10 protein-coding genes are annotated in these 12,647 nt (G+C 64.1%); 3 read left to right on the top strand and 7 right to left on the bottom strand.

Going from position 1 to position 12,647, the window contains the following annotated elements; genetic code table 11:
• Positions 1–58 precede the first annotated feature (58 nt).
• The 3 genes from HYI44_RS01540 to HYI44_RS01530 are packed head-to-tail and all read left to right on the top strand — an operon-like array spanning position 59 to position 3,778.
• Entirely contained in the window at positions 59–1,612 is a 1,554-nt protein-coding gene (locus HYI44_RS01540) for an efflux transporter outer membrane subunit (RefSeq protein WP_225568582.1), read from the top strand.
• Entirely contained in the window at positions 1,609–2,748 is a 1,140-nt protein-coding gene (locus HYI44_RS01535) for an HlyD family secretion protein (protein ID WP_201147361.1), read from the top strand. The genes HYI44_RS01540 and HYI44_RS01535 overlap by 4 nt, the downstream gene beginning before the upstream one ends.
• Positions 2,738–3,778, top strand: coding sequence for a DUF2955 domain-containing protein (locus tag HYI44_RS01530; protein WP_225568581.1), 1,041 nt, complete (start codon positions 2,738–2,740; stop codon positions 3,776–3,778). Before HYI44_RS01535 ends, HYI44_RS01530 begins: the two co-directional genes overlap by 11 nt.
• A gap of 90 nt (positions 3,779–3,868) precedes the next feature.
• Here the strand turns inward: HYI44_RS01530 and HYI44_RS01525 are convergent, their stop codons facing one another.
• The 7 genes from HYI44_RS01525 to HYI44_RS01495 form a co-directional block, all read right to left on the bottom strand.
• Positions 3,869–5,569, bottom strand: a complete 1,701-nt coding sequence (locus tag HYI44_RS01525) for an amidase (protein ID WP_225568580.1) — start codon at positions 5,567–5,569, stop codon at positions 3,869–3,871.
• Positions 5,570–5,765: 196 nt separating this feature from the next.
• On the bottom strand, positions 5,766–6,260 hold the full coding sequence (locus HYI44_RS01520) for a PaaI family thioesterase (RefSeq protein ID WP_122839192.1): 495 nt from the start codon (positions 6,258–6,260) through the stop codon (positions 5,766–5,768).
• Between the two features lie 135 nt (positions 6,261–6,395).
• Positions 6,396–7,193, bottom strand: a complete 798-nt coding sequence (locus HYI44_RS01515) for a ChbG/HpnK family deacetylase (protein ID WP_225568579.1) — start codon at positions 7,191–7,193, stop codon at positions 6,396–6,398.
• Positions 7,165–8,409, bottom strand: a complete 1,245-nt coding sequence (locus HYI44_RS01510; protein WP_225568578.1) for a GNAT family N-acetyltransferase — start codon at positions 8,407–8,409, stop codon at positions 7,165–7,167. The genes HYI44_RS01515 and HYI44_RS01510 overlap by 29 nt, the downstream gene beginning before the upstream one ends.
• Positions 8,410–8,432: 23 nt before the next feature.
• The gene (locus HYI44_RS01505; RefSeq protein ID WP_225568577.1) at positions 8,433–10,346 is read right to left on the bottom strand and encodes a hypothetical protein; all 1,914 of its coding nucleotides are present in this window, start codon (positions 10,344–10,346) and stop codon (positions 8,433–8,435) included.
• Positions 10,343–11,647, bottom strand: coding sequence for a lipopolysaccharide biosynthesis protein (locus HYI44_RS01500; protein WP_225568576.1), 1,305 nt, complete (start codon positions 11,645–11,647; stop codon positions 10,343–10,345). Before HYI44_RS01500 ends, HYI44_RS01505 begins: the two co-directional genes overlap by 4 nt.
• On the bottom strand, positions 11,644–12,645 hold the full coding sequence (locus HYI44_RS01495) for a polysaccharide deacetylase family protein (RefSeq protein WP_225568575.1): 1,002 nt from the start codon (positions 12,643–12,645) through the stop codon (positions 11,644–11,646). Before HYI44_RS01495 ends, HYI44_RS01500 begins: the two co-directional genes overlap by 4 nt.
• Between the last annotated feature and the right edge of the window lie 2 nt (positions 12,646–12,647).

Here is a 12,647-nt window from a genome sequence, read left to right as displayed (position 1 = left end):
GCGTTGGTCTCGTTATTCTGTGGCTATGCTTGACTGACCGTCGCATCGGAAGACATCCATGCCCTCTAGCGCAGCCCTGCTCAGTCGCCCGCGCCAACTGCTGATCCTTGGGGTGCTCGGCCTTTGCGGCTGTGTGCGTCTGGGGCCGGATTTCCAGGCGCCGGGCGAAGCATGGAGCCGGCAATGGCGCCGCCCGGCCCTGGAACAGGCCAGCCGGCGCGAACAGAGTCCGGACCTGCGTGAGTGGTGGCAGGTGTTCAACGACCCGTTGCTGGATCGCCTGATTGCCGCTGCGGACGCGGGTAACGCAGACCTGAAAGTCGCGGGGCTGCGGGTCATGGAAGCCCGGGCGCGGCTGGGGATTGCCGAAAGCGGGCGTTACCCGCAGCTGCAGCAAGCCAGTGCCGACAGCCTGTACTTCAACCGCCGGCAATCCGGCGGCAGCAATCCGCAGGACAGCCACTTCTGGCAGCACAGCGTGGGTTTCGATGTGGGCTGGGAGCTGGATTTCTGGGGGCGCTTCAGCCGCGCCATCGAGTCGGCCGACGCCAGCTATTTCGCCGCGCGTGCCAACTACGAAGACGTGCTGGTGCTGCTGCACGCGCAAGTGGCGGACACCTATTTTGCCTTGCGCACCACCGAGGCGCGGTTGCGGGTGGCAAAGCAGAATGCCCGGCAGCAACAGCGTAATTTCGAGATCACCGAGAAGCTGTTCAACAGCGGGCAGAACGCCGAGCTGGATCTGCAGCAGGCCCGGACTCAATACCTGGGCACCCTGAGCACCATCCCCAGTCTTGAGGACCAGCTGCAACGCACCCGCAATGCCCTGGCCGTACTGATCGGCCAGCCACCCGGCGGCGTTCCGCAGTTGGCGGCGAGTGACGGGCTGATTCCGCTGGTGGATCGGGCGGTGCTGCAGGATGTGCCCGCCAGCCTGCTGCTGCGTCGCCCCGACGTGCGAGCTGCCGAGCTCAATGTCGCTGCGCAGTCGGCGCTGATCGGCGTGGCCGAAAGCGATTTTTATCCCTCGTTGACCTTGCTTGGCAGCATCGTCTGGTCCGCTGATTCACTGGATGGCACCCCGCGCAGCCTGGACCTGATAGGGGGGCCGAGCCTGCGCTGGAATCTGTTCGACCATGGCCAGATCAGCAACAACGTGCGAGTGCAGGATGCGCGGTTGCAGCAGTTGATCGAAGTCTATCGCGACAAGGTTCGCCAGGCGGCACGGGAAGCCGATGATGCCGCTGGCGGCTTGATCAAATCCCTTGAGCGCGAGCGCATCCTGGGCGAGGCTGAAGTGGCCGCCAAGCGCTCGCTGGTGCTGGCCAGCGCGCAGTACCGCGAAGGTTACTCGGACTTCCAGCGAGTGCTGGATGCGCAGCGGGCGCTGCTGGAGCAACAGGACAACTACCTGGTGGCCCGCAGCAATGCCGTGAGCAATGTCATTGCCCTGTACAAAGCCTTGGGTGGCGGCTGGTCCAGCGCCCAGCCAATGGTCGATCCCGCCACTCGCCGGCAGATGCAAGCGCGCACCGACTGGGGCGATCTGCTGGACGAGCCTGCAGTTGCCCAGCCTGCCTTTCCCCAGCCCGACGAGGTCAAAACACCATGAGCGACACTGTCCCGCCCTCGTCTGAAACACCGCCGGCGCCAGCACCTGCACCCGCTCCAGATCCGAGCCGCAAGGGCCTCAAGTGGGTGTTGGTGTTGATTGTCCTGAGCCTGGCCTGGTACCTGCTGGCGGATCGCTTCACGCCGTATACGCAGCAGGCGCGGGTAGGGGCCTTCGTAATTCCGGTGGCGGCGGAAGTGGCAGGGCGGGTGATTCGGGTCAATGTGCGGAACAATCAGGATGTGAAGGCCGGCGAGGTGCTGTTCGAGGTCGATCCCCAGCCGTACCAGATTGCCGTGGATCGGGCGCGAGCCGATCTTGAGTCGACCCGGCGCCAGATCGGTGCCGGCACTGCCGGCATTGCTGCCGCGCAGGCCAACCTGAGGGCGGCCCAGGCCAACGAACTCAAGGCGCGCCAGGACAATCAGCGCCTTGAAGGCTTGTATCGGGACGATCCGGGGACCATCTCGGTGCGCTTGCTGGAAGTCTCCCGGGCCAATCGCGAACAGGCCCTGAGCCAGGTCGCCGCAGCCCGCGCCGAAGTCCAGCGGGCACGGGAACAGGAGGGCGGCAGCGAGGAGGACAACGCGACCCTGCGCAGTGCCGCCACGGCGTTATCAAAAGCCGAACTGGATCTGGCCAATACCCGGGTGCGCGCGCGATCCTCCGGGTTGATCACGGACCTGCGCACCGATGCCGGCCAGTTTGCCGCTGCCGGAGGTCCGGTGATGACCCTGATTGCGATCCACGATGTGTGGGTCAGTGCCGACATGACCGAGAATAATCTGGGCCTGGTCCAAATCGATACGCCGGTGGCGATCGTGTTGGATGCGCTGCCGGGGGAGGTGTTCGAGGGGCGCGTGCGCAGCGTGGGTTACGGGGTCAGCGTCGGTCAGGCGCCCGCGCCCGGAACCCTGCCCAGTGTGCAGAACAGCCGCGACTGGTTGCGCCCGGCGCAGCGCTTCCCGGTGATTATCGAGTTCTCCTCCGAAGCCAAGGAGCACTTGCGCGACAGTCGCGGGATCCGCGCCGGCGGGCAGGCTGAAGTTATGGCTTTTCCCCGCGAGGGCAATCCGCTGAACCCACTCGGCCGCTTGTTTTTGGGCTTCATGAGCTGGCTGTCGTATGTCTACTGACACCACGATCAGGGCCCGGCGCGCGTTGCGCCTGGCCACGGGCACGGCGCTGTGCCTGGCGGCGAGTTTCGGCCTGGGCTTGCCGATTCCTTTCGTGGCGCCGGTGCTGGCGGTGTTGTTGCTGGCGACGCTGAATCGGCCCCTGCCATTCAAGGCAGCACTGGTCCTGGCGCTGGCGGCGCTGCTGACGACCGGCATCGGTCTGTTGTTGATTCCGGTCCTGCGGTACTACCCGCTCAGCGGCGTGTTGTTGATTGGCCTCTGTCTGTTCCTGGTATTGCGCTTCGGCCTGCGCGGTGGCAATGCGCTTATCGTCACGTTCCTGGTCATCGGCCTGACCATGATTTCGTCAGCCGGGGTGGCCGATTTCGGCCTGGCGGCGACGGTCATCGAGGCACTGGTCAAGGGCCTGCTGCTCGCAGTGCTGGCCGTGGCATGCAGTCACTGGCTGTTTGCCGAACCGGCGGATGCTCCGCCATCGCCCAGTCCCCCAGGCTTGCCGCCTGCCGAGACCGCACGGGTGGCGCTGCGAGCCACCCTGATCGTCCTGCCGACCTTCCTGCTGGCATTGATCGACCCGGCCAGTTACCTGCCGATCATTCTCAAGGCGGTCAGCCTGGGTCAGCAAAGCTCGACCAGCCACACTCACAGCGTCGGTCGGGAGCTGGTCGGCTCGACCCTGCTGGGCGGTTTGCTGGCGATCCTGTTGTGGTGTGCACTGAGCCTGTTTGTGCACCTGTGGATGTTTTTCCTGTGGATGCTGCTGTTCGGCCTGGTGCTGGCGCGCAAGCTCTACCGGCTCAGCCCAACGGGTTTAAGCCCGGGGTTCTGGCTCAACAGCCTGATCACGATGATCATCCTGTTGGGCCAGTCGGTGCAGGACAGCGCAGCGGGCAAGGACGTCTACACTGCCTTTGCCATACGCATGGGATTGTTTATCGCCCTGACGCTGTACGCATGCCTGATGGTCAATCTGCTCGAGCAACGCCGAGCACTCCCCGCCGCCCCAACCTCGCTCCCCACCCCGTAGGAGCTGTCGAGTGAAACGAGGCTGCGATCTTTTATCACCCAGCGCACACCAGCCACCAACATGTCGCCCCAATTCCCACAGGCATTTTCCCTACAACGCAGGCGTACGCGGCGGGATCAGGCGCTTGGACCCGGTGGACTCGAACGCACTGGCCAGGCGCAGCAACGACGAATCGTCATAGGCACGACCGGCAAAGGTCAGGCCCACCGGCATGCCAATGTCCGGCATCACGCCCATCGGGACCGTCACCGTAGGGACGCCCAAGTGGCGGATGGCGAGGTTGCCATTGGCGACCCAGACGCCGTTGCTCCAGGCGATGTCCGCAGAACGGGGATCGACATCGGCATTCGCCGGTGCCACGTCGGCAACTGTCGGAAACAGCACCGCGTCCAGGCCCAGGCGATCCATCCAGTCTTCGAGATCGATGCGCCGGGTTTGTTCCAGTCCGCGCAGGCCGTCAGGCACCGTGGTGATCTGGTCCCACGGCGTGATGCCGCGTTCGGCCATGCGCACATACTCGTCCATGCCCGCAACCAGGTCGCCTTCGCGGTTGGGCAGGGTGCCTGGGTCGTGGGGAAAGATCAGCGGGCCGTCGACGTCGACCAGCCGGTTGAGCTTTGGATCCCCGTTGGCCTGCAGGAAATCATCGAACGCCCAGGTCGTCAGGTCCCAGAGTTCGTGGTGCAGAAACGCCTTCGACACCAGGCCCCGAGTGAAGACCGTCGGTGCTCCGGGGCGATCACCCTCGCAATTGGACACCAGCGGGAAATCCACTTCGATCACTTGCGCGCCCGCTGCTTCCAGCGCCTGACGCGCCTGTTGCCAAAGCCCGATCACCGAATCCCGGGTGATGATGCGCTGGCCTGTCGGCCCGCCAATGCCCGGCGCTTCTGCCGTGCCAGCCTCGGGGTCGGCATTGATATACATGCGCGGTACGCCCAGGCGTTTCCCGGCCAGGGCCTCAGCCTTCGCGGCCAGCGCTGGGTAGCTCGCCGGACGCACCGAGGCCACGCTCGGAATCGGTACCCAGGGCTGCATGCGCCACAGGTCGCCGCGGGTGTCGGGATCTTCCGCGACCACCACATCGAGCACTTCGAGCAGATCCGCCATGGTCCGGGCGAAGGGCACGACCACGTCCATGGTCGGCGTCAGGGGCCAGTTGCCGCGCACCGAAATCACCCCGCGCGAAGGCGTATAGGCACACAAACCGTTGTTCGATGCCGGCCCACGGCCACTCGACCAGGTTTCTTCCGCCAGCCCGAACGCGGCGAAACTGGCCGCCGTTGCCGTACCCGCGCCATTGGACGAACCGGAAGCAAAGGGCGCAGTGAGGTAATCGGCGTTGTACGGGCTCTCCGCACGGCCATAAACCCCGCGTTGCATACCGCCATTGGCCATGGGCGGCATATTCGTCTTGCCCAGGCAGATCGCACCCGCACCACGCAGGCGCTCGATGGTGAACGCATCACGGTAAGCCACCAGGTCGACGAAGGCCGGGCTGCCGGAGGCGGCCGTCAGCCCCTTGACCAGATAACTGTCCTTGGCGGTGTAGGGAATGCCATCGAGCGGGCCGAGGGTCTGGCCCTTGGCGCGGCGCTCATCGGATGCCTGCGCTTCGGCGAGGGCTTCAGGGTTGCGCACCACCACTGCGTTCAGCGCTGTCGGCGTGTCGCGCCCGTCGTAGGCATCGACCCTGGCGAGATAAGCCTGGACCAGTTCAACGGCGGTGGTCTGGCCCGACTCGAGCGCCGCCCGCAGCTGCGCAATGGAAACCTCAGTGACCTCGATCATGCGGTTACCCCCGACATTGTTTGAATGATGTGCTGGGGTGAACCAATACGCTGGGTCCGGGGGGCATCACACTTCTCAACTTGGATATTCATATGACTCTCGTTGCACTGCATTCGCGACAGGGCCTGAGCTTATCGGTCGAGTGCCTATTTTGCACCAGAGTGGGCGCGCCGCCGGCAAAAAAAGTACCGAAGCCTCAACCCTCGCGGCCATGCGCAGCGGCGGCCAGCTGTCCGGTATCGACCCGCACGAACACCGAATCGCCCACCGCTGTCAGCACGCCATCGGCATACACCTCGCAGATCACCCGGGTCTTGCGGCCAACGTCACCTTCGACTTTGGCGCGCAAGGTCAGCGGCACACCCATGGGCGTCGGCTTGATGAATTTGATGCCCAGGTTGCCGGTGACGCAGTCGATGCGCGGCAGGCTATCGGCTGTGCGGGTTTCGGCGCGGTAGTGATAGGCCATGGCGGTCCAGTTCGAATGGCAGTCCACCAGCATGGCGATCAGTCCGCCGTACACCAGGTCGGGCCAACCGCAGTACCGGGCATCGGGCAGGTGCTCGGCCATGACATGGATGCCGTCTTCGTGCCAGAAGCTCTTGATATGCAAACCATGGGGATTCTTGCCGCCACAGCCATAGCAGACGCCTTCTGGCGCGGCGCAGTCTTGCAGGGAAGTGTCGAGCATGGGAGGTTCCTCTTTTTATTCCGGGAATCTGCCAAGCCTATAAGAATTACCTGACCTGTGGGAGCCTGGCTTGCCGGCAATGACGCCCCTGAGATCGCCATCGCCGGCAAACGAGCGCCTGCAAAATGCGCTGCCTTACGGTTTCACGACCACCGCCCCGCCCGGTAGCCCGACGCTGTTCACCGCCCCATAGGACACCCGCGGCACACCCCGCATCCGCTGCTCCAGCAACCGCGTGAGCGACTCCTCGGGATTCAGGTAAGCGTCGCCGAAATCCGCGCCGATCTGGTTCGGGTGGGCGACGATTTCCAATACTCCGTCGGTCGGCATGGCTGCGTTACGCAGGTCCACAGGCGTGCACACATAATCGGCAGTAGCGCCGGCCAATTGCTGGAGACGGGCGTTGAGCAAGCGCTTGAATACGCGCTTGGGCAGGTTGAGGTTTTCTCCCAGGTTGCGCGCCAGACGCACCGGCACGCCCTGGCGGGCGGCGAAGCGCGCGACGATTTCGCCGATCGGCCAGATGTTGTGCACGTGTTGATGGGAATCCAGATGGCTGGGTCGCACGTCGTTGTCCAGGCAGCGTTGCCATTGCGCCTCAAGCTCCTCCAGAACCGCTTGGCGATCTTCGCGGCTGAGCCAGAGGCGATGGCGGGGCAGGTTGAGGTCGAATACCCCGGCGTTGTCGCAGAAGTGTGGGCGCGAAAGAATGCCCAGGCTCAACGGCTGGCCGTAGGTGAGGTTGAAGTGCAGGCCGATGCGCCCGGTCAGCAGCGGATGCCGGGCCATGACGCATGCGGCTTCGAAGGCCGGCATGTTGGCCATGGCCGTGGCGGAGCTGATCACGCCCGCCTGGAATGCACCGAAAATCACGGCGTTTTCGTTTGGGCTGAGCCCGAAATCATCAGCGTTGACTATGACTTGACGTGGCATGTTTGCCCTCCAGTATGGCGGTGTTCCTGGCTTTGACCTGCTTGGCAGCGGGGGCAGGCGTGGTCACGGCGGCTTCCACTGGTTGCCCCGCTGCCGGTTTTACGGCCTTGGCCGCACGCCGCGCTTTCCATTGTTGCAACCGCGGCTTGAGCGCCTGCCATACCCGCAACGCCAGCCCCAGGGCGATACCGCTGGGTCGCCAGGAATAGAAGCTCCAGCGCCAGTGCTCCAGTTGCCCGGTCATGCGCTCGTGCAGTTGATGACTGGAATTTTCCAGGCTGACGCGCGAGGCATCGATCCAGCGCCAGTTGTCGTCCAGGCCCCAGCGAATCCACTCTTCGAGCAAGACGCGGCCGCTGCCCAGGTCGGCGTATTGCGGCAGGAATGCCAGGTTGTAATCGTACAGCCGACCCTGTTCGAGCAGCCCGAGGCGGTAACTGATGCAGCGCCCGTCCAACTCAAGGATTACTACCCGCACCAGCCCCTGGGCGGCGAGGGCGGTGAAGGCTTGATTCATCCATTGGCGGTGGCGCTCATCGGCAAAAATCCCCACCCCTTCGTCACCTTTCCAGCTTACCGCCTCGACTTCACTGATGGCCTGCAGCAACGGACCCATGGTCGACGCATCCGGGGTGATGCGCCGCACTTGTGCACCACAGGCAGCGATGCGTTTGCGTGCGCGGCGCAGTTTGTAGCGCGGGTCGCCGGAAATTTCCTGGTGGTCAGCCTCGCTGATCTGGTGCACCGGCACGCGACAACTCAGGCGCCGTTCACCGGTAGAGCTGCGCGCCATCCAGTGGGTCAGGGCGCTTTCCTCGCCGGCGGCAGCGCAAAACTCGTTCAATTGCAGCAAGGCGTGGGGCAGTTTGCGGCGAACCTGCGCCAATGCCTGGCGCACGTCCCCGGCGTCCAGGCGGGCAAGCAGCGCCAGGCGATCGGCCAGGGGGTAGCCCAGGTGGTGCAGCACCCGGAAAGGCAACCCGCCGAAACGCTCCACCGATGCCACCAAGGGCAGGCACAACTGCAGCTCATCGCCTCTCCAGGCCAGCAGCACATGCACCTGGCATCCGACGGCCAGGGCCTGTTCCGACGCGCACATCCAGGCCAGCGTGTTGAACGGAGTGTGCTCCGCGACCCGCAGGCGCAACGCTTCATAAGCCGCTGCCGGGAAGTCGGGTGTACACAGCGAAGTACGCCATTCAAATCGTGCTGTCATAGGTTCAGGTCGGTCCGTGGCGTTCATGAGGCGCTCCAGCGCAGGGCGAACAAGGTTTCCCCAGGCAGCTCGAAGCTGATGCGGCCGCCCTGGCATTTGAAAGGTGCTTCGCGGCTGCGATTGTCCGCGCCGAAGTAATGCAATGTGCCGTTGTTCAGCGGGCAGGCCGTGCCCTCCAGGCTGACCAGCTGGATGCGCGCGCCTTTGTTGACCCCGAACAGACTGCGTTGATGGTCGCTGGCCATGGCCAGCACATCCACTTCGAAGGCGTCGTTCTCCAGGCGCATCACCTCGTGCAGCCAATGCTGCTGCATGAACTGCTGGGCATACCCCACCGGTTTGAGCTCGTAGTGCTCTTCGTCGAGCATGCGCAGCATGCCTTTGCGATGGTCAGATTCGTCGGCGGCCTGGAACCAGCCGAGCATGTCGAGCAAGCCATCCTGGGATGAATTGATCGCTACCGAGGCCCACCACAGTGAAGCGTAATGGGTCTCCTGGTCGTACGGGCTGAGGCTGCTCCCGCTGGACATGTTGGTTTGGTCCAGCAGCAAGGCCTTGCGTGGGCGACCTTGGGCATCGAGCCCGACCAGTTCGGCAGCGCGCCGCACGCTGTCGCGATAGACCCGGGTCGCCAGCAGGTCGCGCACCATCCATTCGTGCCAGGCCAGCGCGTCGATGCTGTCCCCGGATTCGGCGAGCAGGCGCCTGGCCCAGTCGATGCCACGCCGGTCTTCGGCGTTTTCGATGAACGGACCGTTGATGAACCGCGAGCTCGCTGGCATCACAATGCGCACCCCGGCCTTGGCATTGGCCGGGTCGCTGCGTACCTGGCGGGCCATGCTATTGAAGATCGCCTGATAGCTCGCGTAGTCGCGGTAGTTGAGGTTTGGCTCGTCGGCGAAGCCGATGTAGTGCGTGCCTTTGCCGCCGAGGGCGCGAGTGGCGGCCAGCCAGGCATCGAGCCCGGCGGTGCTGTTGGCATCCAGGCGCAGGTCGGCCACTCGGTACCGCCCGGCCAGCAGGGTCAGGTTCTGCGTGATGCCGAAGCGCTCCTGGAACAGGCGACGGAATTTGTCTTCGTAATGCGGCCGGGTCGCCATGATATCGACCAGGCTGTAATGAGTCGCAGCTGTGGCCTTGAGCGCATCGAACAAGGCAAAAGTCGATGGCGGTGGCAACGCGTAGGGCATGGCGATGCCCAGGTTCGGGGTCTTGCCGATCACTCCCGGGTGCAGGGTCAGGCGGGTCTTGCCGAAGTCTTCGCGCACGGGTTTGAGTTGCTGTGGGGTCTGGGCAAACAGGTTGGCCGTGCCATCGAGCCAGAACGCCACTTTGCCACTGCCGCGCAAACGCAGGCGCCAGACCTGGTCAGCGGCGGCCACCGGCAACTCGATCTTGTCGAACTGCCAATACGCCGGGTAGGGCTTGAGGGCCAGCGACAGCTGCTTGCCGTCATCCAGCCGTTGCGCCTGCAAGGCCTCCACGCCGCCGTGGAACTTGCCTGCCAGTACCGCGCGCTCACCGGCCGCGACCTTGAAGTACAACTCCTCGTTGTCCCCGGGTTCGGCGCTGAAATGCACCTTGGCCGGGGCAAACAGCGCGACCGTGCGCTCGTCGTGCTCCACCGTGTACCGGCGGAAGCTGTAGCCTGGAATTTCCAGGCGGTAACTGGCCGCGCTCGGTGCCAGCGGCCAGCTTTGTCTGCCACTGGTTTCACTCGCGGCTATCTTGCGTTCGGCCTGCAATTTGCCCTGCCCATCGATCAGGTACAGCTGTTCTTCATTGGCTTGTGCCTGCCAGGCCGGCGTCCAGCGCACGGTCAGCGTGTCGGGGCTATCGGGTTGCAGGTACAGGCTGCCGTCGCGAATTTGCGCCCAGCGCATAGGGGCGGCTTCGACGCTCAGACACAAACTGGTGAGCAGTAACAGCCACTTCATGCTGACTTCCGTTGCAGCATTTGCAGCATGGGCGCCACGTCGCTGGGCAGGATGATCAGGGTTTGCCAGATAGGCACCCGACTCAAGTGGCAGTACAGCAGCAGCAGTGCCACAGTCACCGCCAGGTAGGCAATTGAAGAAGCCGCTGCCGCACCGACGATGCCATAGGCGGGGATCAGTATGAGGTTCAGCGGCAGGCTGAGCAGGGCGCTGAAACCCATCAGCAGGGAAATCGCGCCGGGACGGTTCTTGCCCAGCAGGTCCAGGCGCAGGATGCTCATGTAACACAGGCCCAGCAGGCCCGGCAGCAGTGCCAGGAGGGCCGGGTAGGCCGGTTGATAGGCAACCCCGAACAGGGTAATGATCAGCCATTCACCGATCAGCGCCATGGACAGGCACGCACCGATCATCACCGTGGCGGTGAGGCGCAATGCCAGGGGCGTGAGTTTCTCAATGCCCTTTTCCTGCTGTAGCAGGTTCTTCATCAGCGGAGTGGTCACGGCTTCGGGAACGATCAGCAGCAATTCGGCAGCCGCGCTGGCCATCGCGTAATGGCCCAGGGCCGTGGTACCCAACATGGCGCCGATGAACAGATAGTCGGAGCGCAGGATCACCTGCTGGAATAACAGGTCGGGATGGCTGCGGGCGCTGTAGCGCAGCAGTTCTTTCTGGCTGGCCCGATCCCACTGCAAGATCACCGGCTGGGCTCGCTTGAGCCACATCCAGCCGGTCAGCACCACCATGCTGAGCCCGGCCAACCAACTGATCAACGCGGCTTCCAGTGCCGCGTTTTTCCACATCCAGAACAGGGCGAGAAACAGCAGCAGCGGCGCCACCGATTCGATCAGGCGCAAGACGTTGAACGCCATCACGTTGCCCGAGGCGTTGTGCAGCGTCAACAGGCCACTCTTGAGTACCGTCAGCGGCACCGCCAACAACAATAACCAGGCGAGCAAACCCAGTTGCAGGGTGATGTCCAGTTCGCTGCCAAACTCCCGCGTCAGCGCCACTACCACCACCGTCAGCAACCCGGCGAGCAAGCAGCCGTACACCAATACCTGACTCAGCAACAGACCCATGGGCCGATGCTGCGCTGCCTGGAAGCCGACGGCCGAATTGAGCCCGCCACTGGTGGCGGCGCTGATCAGTTCGGGCAGGGTACTGAGCAGGGCAAACAGACCACGCTCGCTTGGCCCCAGAATCCGCGCCAGCAAGACGTTGCGCAGCAGGCGCACGGCGATCATCGCCAGCTTGGTGCCCATGCTCACGGCCAGGTTTTTCAGGTACGTGTTGCGACTCATGCGCGGGCTCCGCGGCAGATGCGCCAGGACAACAACTGCGGATTGCGCGCCACCCGTTGGCTGACGCCGAACCTGGGCAGTGCCAGCGGATCCGAGTGGCCACGGTAAATCCCGGTAGCGGTGCCCAGGGCAAACGGGAAATCATGGTCGGCGACCTGACGCCGCACCCGCGCATCGTTGTCACCATTGGGGTAGCAGTAGACTGGCAACGGCCGTTGGCAGCCGTTGTGCAGCGCATCGCGGCTACGGCGGATTTCCTCCGCCAGGGTACGATCGTCGAGCCCCGTGAGGATCGCATGGCTGGCACCGTGCGGACCGAAACGCACCAGCCCGGAATTTTCCAGCTCACGCACCTGCTGCCAGTCCAGTGCCTGGGGCATGGATTCGGCCGGACACTCGTCGGTGAGGCGGCTGAGCGCCTGGGGCGGCAGGCTTTTCAGGCTCTGCAGAAAGCGCAGCAGCGCCAGGCTGCGGCGTTGCTCGTTGGCATCGTGCAGCAACGCCGGCAGTGGCCGGCCGGCCTGTTGCAGGGATTCGATCAGGTGTATCCGCGCTTCCTCGCCATGAGTGCCCCAGAGCGTTTCGCCAAGGCTTTCCCACCAGAACCGCTGGCGGCTGCCGATGAAATCGCTGGAGAGAAAAATACTCGCCGGCACTTGATGCTTGAGCAATACCGGGAAGGCATGCAGGGCGTTGTCGCGCCAGCCGTCGTCGAACGTCAGGCTCACTCTTGGCCGCTTCGTCGGGCTTTGGGTGGGTTGCAGGATGTCCATCAGCGGCACGCAGTCGAAGTGCCTGCTCAGCCAGCCCAGAAAGTGTTCGAACGCCTGGGTTCCGATGCACAGTTCGTTGCGATGGGGCAGGTCGGCGGCGTTGTCATCGGGCAGCACCCGATGCAGCATCAGGATCACCCCGGCGCCTTGCAGTTGATTGCGCCCCACTGACGAGTTCAGGTACAGCCATCCGCTGGTCTGTTTGAACAATTGCATAATCCCCATGG

Source organism: Pseudomonas sp. Y24-6 (genome assembly GCF_020295325.1).
Lineage (GTDB): Bacteria > Pseudomonadota > Gammaproteobacteria > Pseudomonadales > Pseudomonadaceae > Aquipseudomonas > Aquipseudomonas gregormendelii.
The sequence above is the reverse complement of the archived record's forward strand: the minus strand, read 5'-3'. Positions and strand labels throughout refer to the sequence as shown.